Origin of the sequence: Cupriavidus sp. WKF15, assembly GCF_029278605.1 — a bacterium.
Lineage (GTDB): Bacteria > Pseudomonadota > Gammaproteobacteria > Burkholderiales > Burkholderiaceae > Cupriavidus.
This window is the reverse complement of record NZ_CP119572.1, coordinates 3,413,447-3,429,306: the sequence shown is the minus strand read 5'-3', so window position 1 is coordinate 3,429,306 and position 15,860 is coordinate 3,413,447. Positions and strand designations below refer to the sequence as shown.

Below are 15,860 nucleotides of genomic sequence, written 5' to 3'. Positions count from 1 at the left end.
GAACAGAACGGTTCGAGCTTGCGATTCCCGCAAGGCCTCTCTTTCAGCCCGCCGCGCTATACGCGCGGTCGGGCTTATTGCCCATCGCGCGATGGGTCTTTCAGGTTCCAAACGTCAGCCTTATCGGTGTAACGAGCCGAGGGTATTGAAAAGGACAACCTAATGCAAACAGCACTCCTCAAGCCAAAAATCATCGCCGTCGAGCCGTTGGGCGATCATCACGCCAAGGTCGTGATGGAGCCGTTCGAGCGCGGCTACGGCCATACGCTCGGTAACGCCCTGCGTCGCGTGCTGCTGTCGTCGATGGTCGGTTATGCACCGACCGAAGTGACGATCGCTGGGGTGGTCCATGAGTATTCCACCATCGATGGCGTGCAGGAAGACGTCGTCAACCTGCTGCTCAACCTGAAGGGCGTGGTGTTCAAACTGCACAACCGCGACGAAGTCACGGTTTCGCTGCGCAAGGACGGTGAAGGCATCGTGACTGCAGCCGATATCGAGCTGCCGCACGATGTCGAGATCATCAACCCCAACCACGTCATTGCCCACCTGTCGGCCGGCGGCAAGCTGGACATGCAGATCAAGGTCGAGCAAGGCCGTGGTTACGTGCCCGGCAACGTGCGCAAGTTCGGCGACGAGTCGAGCAAGGTGATCGGCCGTATCGTGCTGGACGCCTCGTTCTCGCCGGTGCGCCGCGTGTCGTACGCCGTCGAGTCCGCGCGCGTCGAGCAGCGTACCGACCTGGACAAGCTGGTGATGAACATCGAAACCGACGGCGTGATCTCGCCCGAGGAAGCGATTCGCCAGTCGGCCCGTATCCTGGTTGACCAGCTGTCGGTGTTCGCCGCGCTGGAAGGCACCGAGTCCGCCGCCGAGGCTGCTTCGAGCCGCGCACCGCAGATCGACCCGATCCTGCTGCGCCCGGTCGACGACCTGGAGCTGACCGTGCGTTCGGCCAACTGCCTGAAGGCCGAAAACATCTACTACATCGGCGACCTGATCCAGCGTACCGAGAACGAGCTGCTGAAGACCCCGAACCTGGGTCGCAAGTCGCTCAACGAGATCAAGGAAGTCCTCGCCTCGCGTGGCCTGACTCTGGGCATGAAGCTCGAGAACTGGCCGCCTGCTGGTCTGGACAAGTAATTGTGGTGCGGGGCGCAAGCCTCGCGCCGCGGTAAGCGCCCCGGTTCCGGCCGGGGCATGCAGGACTACCGGCCCGCGTCCCGGGGATCGATTCCCAGGGCGATAGAAGAGCTGGTCAAACACTTAATCTGAAAGGAATCATCATGCGTCACCGTCATGGTCTGCGGAAATTGAACCGCACCTCGTCGCACCGTCTCGCGATGCTGCGCAACATGTCCAACTCGCTGTTCCAGCACGAGCTGATCAAGACCACCCTGCCCAAGGCCAAGGAACTGCGCAAGGTTGTCGAGCCGCTCATCACGCTGGCCAAGAAGGACACCGTTGCCAACCGCCGTCTGGCTTTCGCCCGTCTGCGCGATCGCGACATGGTCACCAAGCTGTTCACCGAACTGGGCCCGCGCTACAACGCTCGTCCGGGCGGCTACACCCGTATCCTGAAGTTCGGTTTCCGTCAGGGCGACAACGCGCCGATGGCGCTGGTCGAGCTGGTGGATCGTCCGGAAATCACCGAAGCTCCGGCTGAAGAAGCTGCCGAGTAAGGTTGGATTCCAGCCCGTCTTCCGACGGGTTCGGACACACCGCTTACAATCGAGCCAGGCAATTTGCCTGGCTCTTTTGTTTTGTGCGCCAGGATTCGGAGGGCCGGATGCAAGCCAGTGCCAGTTCACAACACGCCGCCGACGGCGACGAAGCGGCGGTCATCGCCGTGCTGACCAACCTGCCGGATGCGGATGCCGCGAAGCGGCTTTCACGGGCCTTGCTCGAGGCACGCGTGTGCGCGTGCGTGAACCGCCTCGCCCCCGTGGAATCCGAGTACTGGTGGCAGGGCAAGCTGGAACAGGCCACGGAATGGCCGTTGCTGGCCAAGACGACGCGCGCACGTTATGCGGCCTTGGAGGCGGTGATCCGCGCAAATCATCCCTATGATGTGCCGGAGATCATCGCGTGGCCCGTTAGCCAGGGTTTTGGCCCTTATCTGGCGTGGGTGCGGGATGAAGCGGACTCCGCCCGGGGCGGTGCGGAATAAGACAGAAAGGATTCGGGACGGTTTATGAGCATGGGTTTTGCACTTTCAGTGCGGTCACACCGGCCTGGCTGGGGGCGGCATATTGTCGCAGTGCTGGCGGCGATGGCGGCTTGGTTGTGCCTGGCCGGAGGTGCCGGCGCCGCCACGGAAGAGGACTTCCTGCCACCCGAGCAGGCCTTCCGCTTCGCTGCGCGGCAGCTCGACCCCCAGACCATCGAAGTGCGCTTCGATGTGGCGAGCGGCTACTACCTGTACCGCGAGCGCTTTGCCTTTGCCGCCCAGCCCGATGCCGTCCGACTGGGGCAGCCCGAGTTTCCCGCTGGCAAAGTTAAGTTCGACGAGACCTTCGGCAAGCAGATGGAGACCTATCGCGACGCTGTCGTGATCCGGGTACCGGTGCAGTCCGCGCCTGCCGACGGCAAGTGGTCGCTGGTCGTGACGTCTCAGGGCTGCGCCGACAAGGGCTTGTGCTATCCGCCGATGGAGAGCGTCTACAAGGTTGGCGCCGTCTCGCTGGGCAGCCTGTTTGGCAGCAGCCCACGCAGCGAGGCGCCAGTGCCCCCGGCAGCGACGGCCCCGGGTAGGGGATCCGCCGCACCCGCCGCACCCGCCGCACGCCTCGACGAGAACGACCGCATTGCCGGCGTGCTCGCCAGCCGCAACCTTGGCATCGTCGTGGCGCTGTTCTTCGGTCTGGGCCTGCTGTTGACTTTCACGCCGTGCGTCCTGCCGATGGTGCCGATCCTGTCGTCCATCGTCGTCGGAGAGCATGCCACGCGCAGCCGGGCGCTGGTGGTGTCGCTGGCTTATGTCCTCGGCATGGCCGTGGTGTACACGGCAATTGGCGTGGCCGCGGGGCTGCTCGGCGAAGGCCTGGCCGCGACCTTGCAGACGCCGGCCGTGCTTGCCGCGTTTGCGGCGCTGATGGTGGCGCTGTCGCTGTCGATGTTCGGCCTCTACGAACTCCAGCTTCCGCAGCAATGGCAGAACCACCTGACCGCTACGTCAAGCCGCCGGCGAGGCGGACAGGTGATTGGTGCGGCCGCCATGGGCGCGATTTCGGCGCTGATCGTTGGTCCGTGCGTGACGGCGCCGCTGGCCGGTGCGCTGGCCTACATCGCCCAGACGCGCGATGCGGTGACCGGCGGCAGCGCGCTGCTGGCCATGGCGCTGGGCATGGGGGTTCCGCTGGTGCTGGTCGGGGTCGGAGCGGGCAACCTGCTGCCGCGCGCGGGGCGCTGGATGGAAGCCACCAAGCGCTTCTTCGGCTTCCTGCTGCTGGGCGTGGCGATCTGGATGGTGACGCCGGTGTTGCCGGCATGGCTCATCATGGCGTTGTGGGCGGCGCTGCTGCTCGTGGCGGCGGTATTCCTCGGCGCGTTTGATGCGCTCGGTGCCGAAGCGCGCGGCGTGGCCCGGCTCGGCAAGGGGCTTGGCGTGCTGGCGGCGCTCGCGGGCGCCATCTTGCTGCTCGGCCTGGCCTCGGGGGGGCGGGACCCGCTGCAGCCTCTGGCGCACCTGAGCCTGGCACGAGTGACGGGCGGTGCTGCCGAAACATCGGCCGGTCCGCAAGCCGTCCGCTTCGAGCGAGTTCGCAGCGTGGCGGAACTGGATGCGCGCGTCGCGCAGGCGGCGGCTGCCGGTAAGCCAGTGCTGCTCGATTTCTATGCGGACTGGTGCGTGAGCTGCAAGGAGATGGAGCGCATGACCTTCACGGACGCCCGGGTGCGCTCGCGCATGTCGGAGATCGTGCTGCTGCAGGCCGACGTCACGGCCAACAACGCCGACGACAAGGCCCTGCTCAAGCGCTTCGGCCTGTTCGGGCCGCCGGGCATCATCCTGTTCGGCGCCGACGGCCGTGAACGGCCCGTGCGCGTGATCGGCTACCAGTCCGCCGGCCGCTTCCTGGACAGCCTGGAGCGTGCGCTCGGCACGCGCCCCAGCACCTGAGCGCTAGCGCTCCAGCTGCCGCCCGAGTGCCCACACGGCGCCCAGCACCACCACCACCACGCCCATCAGGCCGAGCGACCACCAGAACCCGTCGGGCTCGCGCAGCCACGGCATGCGTTCGAAATTCATGCCGAAGATGCCGGTGATCAGCGTCAGCGGCATGAACAGTGCCGTGATCAGCGTCAGCGTGCGCATGGTGCGGTTGGTCCGGTGCGCCACCGCCGAGAAATGGATCTGGACGGCGGATTCGATCGAATCTTCCAGCCGCCGTGCATGCGCGAGCACGCGCTGGATGTGCTCCATCAGGTCGTTGATTCGCACCAGCAGCATTTCGTCGCGCCCCGTCGCCTTGTCCGCGGGCTCGGCGGGATCGACGCTGTAGCGGTTGTCCAGCACGCTGTCGCGGAATTCCTGCAGGGCATCGCGCTGCTCCTCGCTCAGGTGTTCGAGCCGGCGCAGCTGGATGCGGGCATCGAGCAAGCCTTCCCAGCTTGAGAAGCCACGCCGCGCATTGAGCAGTGCGCGTTGCCAGCGGTCCAGTTGCCGCGTCAGCGGCGCGCGCAGGTCCAGGTAGCGGTCCACCATGGCATTGAGCAGGCGCAGCATCATGTCCTCGGGCCGGCCTGGCGGCCGCAGGCCATGCAACAGCGGTGCCTGCCCGCTCGCCCGCGGCGCGGTTTGCGGCCGCGGCGCCTGGCAAAGTTCGAGCAGACGCTGGCGTACCTGGTCGATGGTGCGCGACGGCCCGGGCCGGACGGTGACCAGTACGTTGTCGAACACGAAGAAAGTGACCGGCTGGGTGTCGATCCGTGCCAGTGCCGGCAGGAAGCCTGGCGGATGGCGTCGCGCCTTGGGCGCAGCCTCTGCCGCGGGCGGTGCCGAGCCGGCCGCTTCCGCAATGGCGCGGCTGGTCTCGAAGGTCAGCTTGCGGAAGATCACCATGTCGTACGCGTGCGTCGTATCGAAGTACGACGGATGCGCGGTGTTGGTGGCATCGACCAGATGCAGGTCGAGGATGGGTGCGCCAGTGAGCTGGCGCAGCTTATCGCGCCAGCTTTCCGGTGCGGCCGAAACCTCCTCGATGGGAAAGTCGGCCCAGACGAAGCGGGCCGCCGCGCTGCCGGCGAGGAACGTGCCCGCCTCGTCCAGCGAGGCGAGCGGGTGAACCTGGGTGGCCGAGAAGCCTAGCAGCTCCATGCGTGCGGCGTGGCCTCAGCCGGCGAGCAGGCGCGCGGCATCGCGTGCGAAATAGGTCAGGATGCCGTCGGCACCCGCGCGCCGGAAGGCCAGCAGCGATTCCATCATGACCTTGTCGTGATCCAGCCAGCCGTTCTGCGCGGCGGCCTTTAGCATCGCGTACTCGCCGCTGACCTGGTAGACGTAGGTCGGAAAGCGGAACTCGTCCTTCACGCGGCGCACGATATCCAGGTATGGCATGCCGGGCTTGACCATCACCATGTCGGCGCCTTCCATGATGTCCTGGGCGACTTCGCGCAGCGCTTCGTCGGTGTTGGCCGGGTCCATCTGGTAGGTCATCTTGTTGCCCTTGCCCAGATTGGCGGCCGAGCCCACGGCATCGCGGAACGGGCCATAGAACGCCGACGCGTACTTGGCCGAGTAGGCCATGATGCGGGTGTGGATGTGGCCGGCATCTTCCAGGGCCATGCGCACGGCGCCGATGCGGCCGTCCATCATGTCCGAGGGGGCCACGATGTCCACGCCGGCGTCGGCCTGGACCAGTGCCTGCCTGACCAGGATCTCGACGGTCTGGTCGTTGATCACATACCCGTTTTCGTCAAGCACGCCGTCCTGGCCGTGGCTGGTGTATGGGTCGAGCGCCACGTCGGTGAGCACGCCCAGTTCGGGGAAGCGGTCCTTCAGGGCACGCACCGCGCGCGGCACCAGGCCTTCGGCGTTGGTGGCCTCGATGCCGTCGGGGGTTTTCAGAGACGGGTCGATCACCGGAAACAGCGCGATCACCGGGATGCCCAGCTTCACGCAGTCTTCGGCCACCGGCAGTAGCAGGTCAATGGAAACGCGCTCCACGCCCGGCATGGATGCCACCGACTGGCGCTGGTTCTGCCCGTCCAGGATGAAGACGGGGTAGATCAGGTTGTCCGGCGACAGGCGGTGCTCGCGCATCAGGCGCCGCGAGAAGTCATCGCGACGCATGCGGCGGGGACGGTACTCGGGAAAGGCAGACATGGCAGCTTGAAGGGGGAGTTCAGGGAGAAATTATGCGGAAAGCGGCCCGTCGCCGGCTGGCGGGCGAACGCGCCGGAACGCCTCATGCAGAAAAACTAAACTTTTGAGTGTGCCCGCTATCATACTCGCGGACACCTTGCGTTGCGCCTTGCGCGGCGCGGTGTCCCCCGCTACTCCTCCCTGAGCGGGTACCCGCCTGAACCGGCGGGAACGTTCGTCCCCGTTGCTTGCAACGGGGCTTTTTTTGCCCGAGCGCAATGCCTCCGTTAGGCGGACGCTCCCGGCTCCGCGGGTGGCTGGGCCAGCGCCGCGGCCTGCGCTTCAGCTTGCGCTTCAGGCAGCGACAACCAGCCCGCGATGACGCGCTGCGCTTCTTCGATACCGCGGCGCTTGAGGCTGGAGAACAATTGCGCAGTGAGCGGCACCGGCGTTCCCAGTTGCTCCGCATAACCAGCCAGTATCTGTTTTGTCTCGCGCAGGGCCTTGGCGTTCTCGCTGTTGGTCAGCTTGTCGGCCTTGGTCAGCAGCACGTGAATCGGCTTTCCGGTGGGCAGGAACCACTCCACCATCTGGCAATCGAGATCGGTGAAGGGGCGGCGCGCATCCATCATCAGGATCAGGCCGGACAACTGGGTGCGGCTCTGCACGTAGTCGCTGAGCAGTCCTTGCCAGTGGAACTTGGCCGAGCCCGAGACTTCCGCGTAGCCATAACCCGGCAGGTCGACCAGGAAGGCCAGCGGGTCCGGCGCTTTCACCGGGGCGACCGTAAAGTAGTTGATATGCTGCGTGCGGCCCGGCGTGCGCGAAGAAAAGGCCAGGCGCTTCTGGTTGCACAGGATATTGATGGCCGTCGACTTGCCGGCGTTGGAGCGTCCGGCAAACGCGACTTCCGGCACCGCGGTGGCGGGCAGGTCGCGCAGATGGTTGACGGTCGTGAAGAAGCGGGCCTGGTGTAGAAGGGACATGCGCTGAAGCGGGTGGGGCGGGCTGGTTGCGGCCGGCGTGAATCGCGCGGCAGTGCAACCACGGTCACGCCGAGGTGGTAAGGCTGGCGGCACGGATTCGGCCAGGCCACCGGATTTGATCCCGCGCAGGCACAGGGGCGCCATGGCATCAATCCGGCACATTATTTATTGTACAATACGCCGGTTTACGGTCTCCTGACCGGGTGACGCAGGGCATCCATGTTCGCGTTGCCGGTGGTCCGATCCATCCGGATGGGAGCCGTGTTTGCCGTTCCATCGTGAGCGGCGCCAGGAAGGCGGGGTCTGCTGCCTGGCGCGCCGGTCCGACCGGAATTCCGGTTGCCGCGAGCACGATGCCTGGACCTTGCAAGGGCGCGTCCTCACCGCCCGCAGAGCGCCGGCCGGCATGCACTACGGTATTCAAAACAATTCAGACAAGGTGTGCGAATGAACCGCATTGCGAAGCTTCTGGGTGTCCTGGTGCTGGCCCTGCCTGCAACCGCCATGACCGGTCTGGCTTCTGCCTCGGAGCAGGCCGCCGCGAAGGCGGATCCGGCAAAGGGCGAAACGCTTTATACACAGGGTGCGCCCGATCGCAATGTCCCCGCCTGCCTGAGCTGCCACGGCGCGAATGGCAACAGCGGCGCCGCCGCCAATCCCAAGCTGGCCGCGCAACATCCCGAATACGTCCACAAGCAGCTCGCCAACTTCAAGGACAAGACGCGCAATAACGCGATCATGTCGCCGCTGGCCGGCTCGCTGAATGACCAGGAAATGAAGGACGTCGGCGCTTATCTCGCCAAGCAGCAGATCAAGCCGGCCACCGCCAAGAACAAGGACACCATCGAAGCCGGCCAGAAGATCTACCGCGCGGGCATCGCGGCCAAGGGCGTGCCGGCCTGCGCAGCCTGCCATGGTCCGACTGGCGCCGGCATTCCGGCACTGTATCCGCGCATCGGTGGCCAGTGGTCGGACTACACCGAAGCCCAGCTCGTGGCATTCCGCCAGGGCACCCGCAAGAACAATCCGGTGATGACGACCATCGCCGCCAAGATGTCGGACGCCGAGATCAAGGCCGTGGCGGACTACGTCGCCGGCGTTCGCTAAGTCGGTCCGCGCCGGCCCGGCGGTTGGCCTGCCGCTCCGCGAACGCGGGGCACGAAGCAGGATGCAACCGATCGCGTCGGCAACAATCGAAGAGGGTGGCCTGCTTGCCAAGCATGTCCACCCTTTTTTATTTCAAAGCCTACTGCTGCACATCACATGTCGACCGCTTCCACTTCAGGGCTGCACCTGAAGACTCCACACCGCGTGTTGCGCGACGCGGTCGAATTGTTGTCCTCGATGCGCTTTGCGATCGCCCTGCTGACGGTAATCGCCATTGCCAGCGTGGTCGGTACCGTACTCAAGCAGAACGAGCCATACCCGAACTATGTGAACCAGTTCGGGCCGTTCTGGGCCGATGTCTTCCATGCGCTGTCGCTGCAGAAGGTCTACGGTTCGTGGTGGTTCCTGCTGATCCTGGCCTTCCTGGTGGTGTCGACGAGCCTGTGCCTCGTGCGCAACGCGCCCAAGATGATCGTCGACATGCGCTCATGGAAGGACCATGTGCGCGAACGCAGCCTACGCGCCTTCCACCACCGCGGAGAATTCGAGGCGGCGCGTCCGCGCGCCGAAGCCGTGGCGCGCGTGGACGCGCTGCTGCGCAACCGCGGCTACCGTACCCGGCATGTCGAGCATGAGGGCGCGACGCTGCTGGCGGCGAAGGCCGGCGCGGCCAACAAGCTCGGCTATATCCTGGCGCACACCGCGATCGTGGTGATCTGCATCGGCGGCTTGCTCGACGGCGACATGCTGATCCGCGCCCAGATGTGGTTCGGCGGCAAGACACCGATCAGCGGCAACGCCGTCATCAGCGAGATCCCGCCGCAGCATCGCCTGTCGGCCAGCAACCCGGGCTTCCGCGGCAATGCCTTCGTGCCGGAGGGCTCGACGGTGTCCACGGCGATCCTGAACATCGCCGACGGCGCATTGGTGCAGGACCTGCCGTTCATCCTCACGCTCAAGAAGTTCAGGGTCGATTTCTACGCCACCGGCATGCCCAAGCTGTTCGCCTCGGACGTGGTCGTGACCGACCGCGCCACCGGCAAGCAGACGCATGCGACGGTGAAGGTCAACGAGCCGCTGATCGTCGACGGCGTTGCGATTTACCAGTCGAGTTTCGAGGACGGCGGGTCGCAACTGAAGTTCGTCGGCTACCCGATGCAGGGCAGCGGCCACGGTACCTTCCAGTTTGCCGGTACCGTTGGCGGCAACGCGCCACTGACCGCCACGGGCACGGCGGCCGACGCCGACGGTCTGACGGTCGAGTTCAGCGATTTCCGCCTGATGAACATCGAGAACGTCACCGACGCCTCGGGCAAGCCCGACGCACGGGGCGTGGCGCGAAAGTCGTTCAACGAGACCCTCGAGTCGCACCTGGGTGCCGCGGCCAACACGCAGAAGGAAAAGGCGCTGCACAATGTCGGTCCGTCAGTGCAGTACAAGCTGCGCGATCGCAATGGCCAGGCGCGCGAGTACAACAACTACATGGTGCCGGTCCAACTGGACGGCCAGTCGGTGTTCCTGGCCGGCATGCGCGAGTCGCCGAACGAGCCGTTCCGCTACCTGCGCATTCCGGCCGATGACCAGGGCAGCGTGGCCGACTGGATGCGCCTGCGCGCCGCCTTGCAGGATCGGGGCATGCGCGGCGAAGCGGCGCGCCGCTTCGCGCTGGCGTCGATGCCGGGCGCGGACAAGGCCGAGCTTCGCGGCCAGCTGGCGGAAAGCGCGCTGCGCGCGCTGGACCTCTTCGCCGGTGCCAACCGACCGGCTCCGGACTCTCCGCCGGGCGGCTTCACGGCGATCGCGGCGTTCCTCGAGAAGTCGGTGCCCGCGGCCGAGCAGCAGAAGGCCGCCGAAGTGCTGCTGAAAATCCTCAACGGCTCGATGTGGGAGCTGTGGCAAATCGCGCGCGCCCAGGACAAGCAGCCGGTGGTGCCCAACAGTGCGCAGAGCGGGGCGTTCCTGCAGCAGTCGATCAACGCGCTGTCGGACAGTTTCTTCTACGGCGCGCCGGTGTTCCTGCAGCTTGACGACTTCAAGGAGATCAAGGCCAGCGTATTCCAGATGACCCGTGCGCCGGGCAAGAACATCGTGTATCTTGGCTGTCTGCTGCTGGTGTTGGGCGTGTTCTCGATGTTCTATATCCGCGAGCGCCGGGTGTGGGTCTGGATCAAGGATCCGGGTCATCACGCGGACTCCGCCGCGCCGACCGCGCCAGCCGAACCGGCAGCGCCAGGCAGTCATGTGCTGATGGCCATGTCGACCCAGCGCCGCACACTGGATTTCGAGAAGGAATTCGTCGCCATGCGCGACGACATCGGCCGCGCGGCCGGGGCCGACCAGGATGCCCCGACGCAGGCGCAGCATTGAACAAGTCGCGCCGGGCAGTGGCGATTCGCGCCGATCGCCGTCCGGTCTTGGTTGCGCAGCCACGCGCTGCGCGCAGATCGCAGGTAACGCTATGTCTTCTAACGTGAACCAGGCCGCCCGGCCGGCCATGCGCCCGGCAACTCCTGCCGATTCCGGCGCGATGGACGAGGCCTACCTTGAACCGTCCTTCCTGCGCCGCCTCACGTGGCTGGACTGGGCGTTCGCGCTGCTGCTGGCGGTTGGCGCCGGCGTGGCGCTGTCGCGCTATGGCCAGTGGATGAACGGCTACGACAAGGCCGTGCTGATTGCCGCGGTGCCGACATTCGCGCTGCTCGGCTGGCACTGGAAGCCGGTGCGCCCGCTGATGGTCGGGCTGGCCGTGCTGTCGCTGTTTGCCGTGCAGCTTTACCAGGGGCAACTTGCGCGCGCCGAGCAGGCCTTCTTCCTGAAGTATTTCCTGTCGAGCCAGTCGGCCATCCTGTGGATGAGCGCGCTGGTGTTCCTGTCCACGCTGTTCTACTGGGTGGGCCTGGTCACGCGTTCGGCCACTGGATACAGCATCGGCAGCAAGCTGTGCTGGGCCGCGGTGGTGCTCGGCTTCACGGGCATGCTGGTGCGCTGGTACGAGTCGTACCTGGTCGGCACGGACATCGGGCACATCCCGATCTCGAACCTCTACGAAGTGTTCGTGCTGTTTACGCTGATCACGTCGCTGTTCTACCTGTACTACGAGGGGCGCTACCGCACGCGTGCGCTCGGGCCGTTCGTGATGCTGGTGGTGTCGGCCGCGGTGGGTTTCCTGCTGTGGTACACGGTCAGCCGCAACGCGCAGGAAATCCAGCCGCTGGTGCCGGCGCTGCAGAGCTGGTGGATGAAGATCCATGTGCCGGCCAACTTCATCGGCTACGGCACGTTCGCACTGGCGGCGATGGTGTCGGTGGCTTACCTGCTCAAGCAGCGCGGCATCCTGGCCGAGCGCCTGCCGTCGCTCGAGGTGCTCGATGATGTGATGTACAAGGCTATCGCGGTCGGCTTTGCCTTCTTCACCATTGCGACGATCCTCGGCGCGCTATGGGCGGCTGAGGCCTGGGGCGGCTACTGGAGCTGGGATCCGAAGGAAACCTGGGCGCTGATCGTCTGGCTGAACTACGCAGCCTGGCTGCACATGCGGCTGATGAAGGGCCTGCGCGGCACGGTCGCGGCCTGGTGGGCGCTGACCGGCTTGCTGGTGACCACGTTCGCGTTCCTGGGCGTCAATATGTTCCTGTCAGGCCTGCACAGCTACGGCGAATTGTGATTATTGCGCTACTTGCGTAGCGAAGGAACCTGCCCATTGGGCAGGTTTTTTTTTCGCCCTCAGGGAATAAAAGCATCACATTCGGTGTTTACTGGAGGAACGGTGCCGGTTGGCGGCACCGGCCTGCATGGAGAAGAACATCATGGCACGTCTGCGTCGTCCCACCGCTGCATCCCTGCTTCGTCCCGCCGCGCTCGCCCTCGGCTGCGCCTCTGTCCTGCTGGCTGCTTGTTCCGGCATGGGGGGAATGGGCGGCACCGGCAACATGCCGCCGACCGTCAAAGTGACCGACGGGGTGCTGACTGACCCGCAAGGCCTGACGCTGTATACGTTCGATCGCGACACCAAGGACAGCGGCAAGAGCGCCTGCAACGGCGCGTGCGCCAACAACTGGCCGCCGTTGATGGCGGCGCCCGGCACCAGCGCGTCGGGCAGCTACACCATCATTACCCGTGACGACGGCAACAAGCAGTGGGCCTATCGTGGCATGCCGCTGTACCGTTTTGCCAAGGATGCCAAGTCGGGCGACCGTGGTGGCGACAACTTCAACAATGTCTGGCACGTCGCCAAGCCCTGAGCAGACAACGACGGACTGAGTCCGGCAAGGCATGGACGGGTTTGAGGGTCAGCTGGTGGCGCTGGCGCCGCGCCTGCGGCGCCACGCACGTGGCCTGACCAGGGACGCGGCGCAGGCCGACGACCTGGTGCAGGACACACTGGAGCGCGCGCTGCGCTACCGCTGGCGCTTTCGCCTGCGCCCGGGGGCGTGGTGGGGTGACGGCGCCGATGGCCTGCTGCCATGGCTGCTTACGCTGATGCACCGATTGCGCCTGAACACGGTGCGGCGCAAGGAGCTGGTGGTGACTACCGACAACCTGCCGGACGTCAGTGCCCCGGTTCCCGATCCCGGTTTGCGGCGCGACCTGCTGCAGGCACTCGCGGAACTGCCCGAGGCCCAGCGCGCGGTGTTGTTGCTGGTCAGCCTGGAGCAGTTCACCTATGCCGAGGCCGCACAGGTGCTGAACGTTCCGGTCGGCACTGTGATGTCCCGCCTGGCACGGGCTCGCGAACACATGCGAGCCCTGCTGGACGGCACGCGTCAGCCGGCACCGGCCTCGGAGGCCGGTACGACGCTGCAGCGAGTGAAATGATGTCCCCGATCCACGAAGCCGACCTGCATGCCTACGCCGACGGCCAACTGAGCGGCCGCCGCCGCGCAGCCGTGGAGGCGTACCTGGCCGAGCGGCCCGAAGTCGCGGTGCGCGTGGCAGAGTGGCGCCGCCAGGCCGAGGCATTACACGGCGCGCTCGATGGCGTGCTCAATGAGCCCGTGCCGCTCGCTGCCGTGCCGGAGTCGCTGCGTGGCGGCACGCAGCGGCGTGATGGCGTGGGAGGCGGTCGGCGCACGCTATGGGTCGCCGCATGCGCGTCGCTCGCCTCGCTGGCGCTGGGCGGCGCGATTGGCTGGCTTGCGCATGACCGCATTGCCGACGGTATCGCCGTTGCCATGGCGCCGGGCGAGCGTTTCGCGCGCGATGCGCTGATCTCGCACGTGGTCTATGCACCCGAGGTCCGGCATCCGGTGGAGGTGCCGGCCAGCGACGAAGCCCACCTGATCGCGTGGCTGTCCAAACGGCTGGGCGCGCCATTGCAGGTGCCGGATCTGCGCCCGCAGGGCTTTCATCTGATCGGCGGCCGCCTTGGCGTGGCGGAAGGCGGGCCGTCCGCGATCCTCATGTACGAAGCCGACGACGGCACCCGCCTGTCCCTGCAACTGCGCCGCATGGCACAAGGCACCCCCGATACAGGCTTCCGGCTCGAGCGAATGCCGCAGTCTGCCCCCGTCAAGGGAGCCGCCGCCATGGCTTTCTACTGGATCGACCGCAACCTCGGTTTTGCGCTGGCCGGTCAGGTGGATCGCGGGCGGCTGCTGACGCTGGCGCAGTCCGTGTACCAGCAGTACCAGGGCCAGGGCGGGTAAGTCACGGGCCCTGATCGGGCAGCAAAAAAGGGCTGTCAGGAATGGCCAGCACTATCCGACCAAGGGAAAGTCCAATTCCCGGGCCGTTCGAAGCATCAAGGAACAACCATGCTGATTCCCTCCCCGAAGTGGCTGCGCGGTGACGATATCGCCGCCTCCGAGATCACGCCACGCCACGTCTTCGCCGTGCGCCGTCGCCTGCTCGCGCTTGCCGCCGCCGGCAGCGCCGGTGCAGCGCTGAGCCCCTGGCTCGCGCGTGACGCCCGCGCCCAGCAGGGCCAGCATGGGGCGAAGCTGCCCGCCGCGGTCAACAATGCCTATGTGGTGACGGAAAAGCGCACGCCCTTCGAGGACGTGACCACGTACAACAACTTCTACGAATTCGGCACCGACAAGTCTGACCCGGCACGCAATGCCGGCACGCTGCGGCCGCGGCCCTGGCAGGTGGCGGTGGAAGGGCTGGTGAAGAAGCCCAAGGTCTATGACCTCGACGAACTCCTGAAGCTCGCGCCGTTGGAAGAGCGCGTGTACCGCCTGCGCTGCGTGGAAGGCTGGTCGATGGTGATTCCGTGGCTCGGCTATCCGCTTGCCGAGTTGATCCGTCGCGTGGAACCGCAGCCGGGGGCGAAGTACGTGCAGTTCATCACGCTTGCCGACAAGAAGCAGATGCCCGGTATCAGCAGTTCGGTACTGGACTGGCCCTACAGCGAAGGTCTGCGCATGGACGAGGCGATGCATCCGCTCGCGCTGCTGACCTTCGGTCTCTATGGCGAAGTGCTGCCGAACCAGAACGGCGCGCCGGTGCGCATGGTGCTGCCATGGAAATACGGCTTCAAGAGTGCCAAGTCGATCGTGAAGATCCGCTTTGTCGACAAGCAGCCGCCGACGAGCTGGAACCTCGCGGCGCCGCAGGAGTATGGCTTCTACTCGAACGTGAACCCGGAGGTGGACCACCCGCGCTGGAGCCAGGCCACCGAGCGGCGCATCGGCGAGGACAGCGGCGGTGGCGGCTTTGCCGCGCTGTTCGCGCCCAAGCGCAAGACGCTGCCGTTCAATGGCTACGGCCAGCAGGTGGCGTCGCTGTACCAGGGCATGGACCTGAGGAAGTTCTTCTGATGGGCAGGGCTGACATGACGGTCTCGCAACCGACTTCCCCGCATACGGCGAGCGCGGTACCGCGCGGCAAGACAGGCGGCCTGGCGGCGCTGCCGCAGTCGCAGGTACGCATCCTCAAGGTTGCCATCTGGCTGCTGGCGTTGCTGCCGTTTGTGCGCCTGCTGTACCTGGGCGCTACCAGCCAGTTCGGCGCCAACCCGCTGGAATTCGTGACGCGATCCACCGGCACGTGGACGCTGGTCATGCTGTGCGCAACGCTGACGGTCACGCCGCTGCGGCGCCTGACGGGCTGGAACTGGCTCGTGCGTATACGGCGCCTGCTGGGCCTGTTTGCGTTCTTCTACGGCCTGCAGCACTTCCTGCTATGGATCGGCGTCGACCGTGGGTTTGACCTGGCCTACATGTTGAAGGATGTGGTCAAGCGGCCGTTTATCACCGTCGGCTTCACCGCCTTCACGCTGATGATCCCGCTGGCGTTGACGTCGACCAACGGCATGGTGCGGCGCCTCGGCGGCAAGCGCTGGCAGGCGCTTCACAAGGCGGTGTATGCGATCGCGGTACTGGCCATCCTGCACTACTGGTGGCACAAGGCCGGCAAGAACGACTTCAGCGAGGTGTCGGTCTATGCCGCGGTGGTGTTCGTGCTGCTGGGGCTGCGCCTGTGGTGGCGCTGGCGGCCGGCCGCCAGCTGACGCAGGCGGC

Annotated in this window: 15 protein-coding genes; 12 read left to right on the top strand and 3 right to left on the bottom strand. The window is 66.0% G+C overall.

Going from position 1 to position 15,860, the window contains the following annotated elements; translation table 11 throughout:
* Window positions 1–162 precede the first annotated feature (162 nt).
* From rpoA to dsbD, 4 genes are all read left to right on the top strand, one after another.
* The gene (rpoA, locus tag CupriaWKF_RS15890) at window positions 163–1,143 is read left to right on the top strand and encodes a DNA-directed RNA polymerase subunit alpha (protein WP_011299297.1); all 981 of its coding nucleotides are present in this window, start codon (window positions 163–165) and stop codon (window positions 1,141–1,143) included.
* A gap of 143 nt (window positions 1,144–1,286) precedes the next feature.
* Complete coding sequence (rplQ, locus tag CupriaWKF_RS15885; protein ID WP_011299296.1) at window positions 1,287–1,682, top strand: 50S ribosomal protein L17; 396 nt, start codon at window positions 1,287–1,289, stop codon at window positions 1,680–1,682.
* 107 nt (window positions 1,683–1,789) lie between these two features.
* Window positions 1,790–2,170, top strand: coding sequence for a divalent-cation tolerance protein CutA (gene cutA, locus CupriaWKF_RS15880; RefSeq protein ID WP_276098783.1), 381 nt, complete (start codon window positions 1,790–1,792; stop codon window positions 2,168–2,170).
* Between the two features lie 24 nt (window positions 2,171–2,194).
* Entirely contained in the window at window positions 2,195–4,120 is a 1,926-nt protein-coding gene (gene dsbD / locus CupriaWKF_RS15875; protein WP_276098782.1) for a protein-disulfide reductase DsbD, read from the top strand.
* A 3-nt stretch (window positions 4,121–4,123) separates the two neighbouring features.
* Here dsbD and CupriaWKF_RS15870 read toward each other — a convergent pair whose 3' ends face one another.
* From CupriaWKF_RS15870 to yihA, 3 genes are all read right to left on the bottom strand, one after another.
* Entirely contained in the window at window positions 4,124–5,317 is a 1,194-nt protein-coding gene (locus CupriaWKF_RS15870; RefSeq protein ID WP_276098781.1) for a magnesium transporter CorA family protein, read from the bottom strand.
* Between the two features lie 15 nt (window positions 5,318–5,332).
* Window positions 5,333–6,325, bottom strand: a complete 993-nt coding sequence (gene hemB, locus CupriaWKF_RS15865; protein ID WP_276098780.1) for a porphobilinogen synthase — start codon at window positions 6,323–6,325, stop codon at window positions 5,333–5,335.
* A gap of 266 nt (window positions 6,326–6,591) precedes the next feature.
* Window positions 6,592–7,290, bottom strand: a complete 699-nt coding sequence (gene yihA / locus CupriaWKF_RS15860; RefSeq protein WP_276098779.1) for a ribosome biogenesis GTP-binding protein YihA/YsxC — start codon at window positions 7,288–7,290, stop codon at window positions 6,592–6,594.
* 447 nt (window positions 7,291–7,737) lie between these two features.
* Between yihA and CupriaWKF_RS15855 the strand changes: the two genes are divergently transcribed.
* The 8 genes from CupriaWKF_RS15855 to msrQ all read left to right on the top strand — a co-directional run bounded on the left by CupriaWKF_RS15855 (window position 7,738) and on the right by msrQ (window position 15,850).
* Entirely contained in the window at window positions 7,738–8,397 is a 660-nt protein-coding gene (locus CupriaWKF_RS15855) for a c-type cytochrome (RefSeq protein WP_276098778.1), read from the top strand.
* 156 nt (window positions 8,398–8,553) lie between these two features.
* Complete coding sequence (locus CupriaWKF_RS15850; protein ID WP_276098777.1) at window positions 8,554–10,764, top strand: cytochrome c biogenesis protein ResB; 2,211 nt, start codon at window positions 8,554–8,556, stop codon at window positions 10,762–10,764.
* A 91-nt stretch (window positions 10,765–10,855) separates the two neighbouring features.
* Entirely contained in the window at window positions 10,856–12,061 is a 1,206-nt protein-coding gene (ccsB, locus tag CupriaWKF_RS15845) for a c-type cytochrome biogenesis protein CcsB (RefSeq protein ID WP_276098776.1), read from the top strand.
* Window positions 12,062–12,203: 142 nt separating this feature from the next.
* Window positions 12,204–12,638, top strand: a complete 435-nt coding sequence (locus CupriaWKF_RS15840) for a hypothetical protein (protein ID WP_276100836.1) — start codon at window positions 12,204–12,206, stop codon at window positions 12,636–12,638.
* A gap of 31 nt (window positions 12,639–12,669) precedes the next feature.
* On the top strand, window positions 12,670–13,212 hold the full coding sequence (locus CupriaWKF_RS15835) for an RNA polymerase sigma factor (RefSeq protein ID WP_276098775.1): 543 nt from the start codon (window positions 12,670–12,672) through the stop codon (window positions 13,210–13,212).
* A complete protein-coding gene (locus CupriaWKF_RS15830) occupies window positions 13,209–14,042 on the top strand; it encodes an anti-sigma factor (RefSeq protein WP_276098774.1) in 834 nt (277 codons plus the stop codon). Before CupriaWKF_RS15835 ends, CupriaWKF_RS15830 begins: the two co-directional genes overlap by 4 nt.
* 108 nt (window positions 14,043–14,150) lie before the next feature.
* The gene (gene msrP / locus CupriaWKF_RS15825) at window positions 14,151–15,158 is read left to right on the top strand and encodes a protein-methionine-sulfoxide reductase catalytic subunit MsrP (RefSeq protein ID WP_276098773.1); all 1,008 of its coding nucleotides are present in this window, start codon (window positions 14,151–14,153) and stop codon (window positions 15,156–15,158) included.
* 14 nt (window positions 15,159–15,172) lie between these two features.
* On the top strand, window positions 15,173–15,850 hold the full coding sequence (msrQ, locus tag CupriaWKF_RS15820) for a protein-methionine-sulfoxide reductase heme-binding subunit MsrQ (RefSeq protein WP_276098772.1): 678 nt from the start codon (window positions 15,173–15,175) through the stop codon (window positions 15,848–15,850).
* The last annotated feature ends 10 nt before the right edge of the window (window positions 15,851–15,860 follow it).

What these genes read in the sequence shown, in the direction of transcription:
- rpoA (WP_011299297.1), top strand. Translation starts at nt 163, where the DNA reads ATGCAAACAGCACTCCTCAAGCCAAAAATCATCGCCGTCGAGCCGTTG.
- rplQ (WP_011299296.1), top strand. Translation starts at nt 1,287, where the DNA reads ATGCGTCACCGTCATGGTCTGCGGAAATTGAACCGCACCTCGTCGCAC.
- cutA (WP_276098783.1), top strand. Translation starts at nt 1,790, where the DNA reads ATGCAAGCCAGTGCCAGTTCACAACACGCCGCCGACGGCGACGAAGCG.
- dsbD (WP_276098782.1), top strand. Translation starts at nt 2,195, where the DNA reads ATGAGCATGGGTTTTGCACTTTCAGTGCGGTCACACCGGCCTGGCTGG.
- CupriaWKF_RS15870 (WP_276098781.1), bottom strand. Translation starts at nt 5,317, where the DNA reads ATGGAGCTGCTAGGCTTCTCGGCCACCCAGGTTCACCCGCTCGCCTCG.
- hemB (WP_276098780.1), bottom strand. Translation starts at nt 6,325, where the DNA reads ATGTCTGCCTTTCCCGAGTACCGTCCCCGCCGCATGCGTCGCGATGAC.
- yihA (WP_276098779.1), bottom strand. Translation starts at nt 7,290, where the DNA reads ATGTCCCTTCTACACCAGGCCCGCTTCTTCACGACCGTCAACCATCTG.
- CupriaWKF_RS15855 (WP_276098778.1), top strand. Translation starts at nt 7,738, where the DNA reads ATGAACCGCATTGCGAAGCTTCTGGGTGTCCTGGTGCTGGCCCTGCCT.
- CupriaWKF_RS15850 (WP_276098777.1), top strand. Translation starts at nt 8,554, where the DNA reads ATGTCGACCGCTTCCACTTCAGGGCTGCACCTGAAGACTCCACACCGC.
- ccsB (WP_276098776.1), top strand. Translation starts at nt 10,856, where the DNA reads ATGTCTTCTAACGTGAACCAGGCCGCCCGGCCGGCCATGCGCCCGGCA.
- CupriaWKF_RS15840 (WP_276100836.1), top strand. Translation starts at nt 12,204, where the DNA reads ATGGCACGTCTGCGTCGTCCCACCGCTGCATCCCTGCTTCGTCCCGCC.
- CupriaWKF_RS15835 (WP_276098775.1), top strand. Translation starts at nt 12,670, where the DNA reads ATGGACGGGTTTGAGGGTCAGCTGGTGGCGCTGGCGCCGCGCCTGCGG.
- CupriaWKF_RS15830 (WP_276098774.1), top strand. Translation starts at nt 13,209, where the DNA reads ATGATGTCCCCGATCCACGAAGCCGACCTGCATGCCTACGCCGACGGC.
- msrP (WP_276098773.1), top strand. Translation starts at nt 14,151, where the DNA reads ATGCTGATTCCCTCCCCGAAGTGGCTGCGCGGTGACGATATCGCCGCC.
- msrQ (WP_276098772.1), top strand. Translation starts at nt 15,173, where the DNA reads ATGACGGTCTCGCAACCGACTTCCCCGCATACGGCGAGCGCGGTACCG.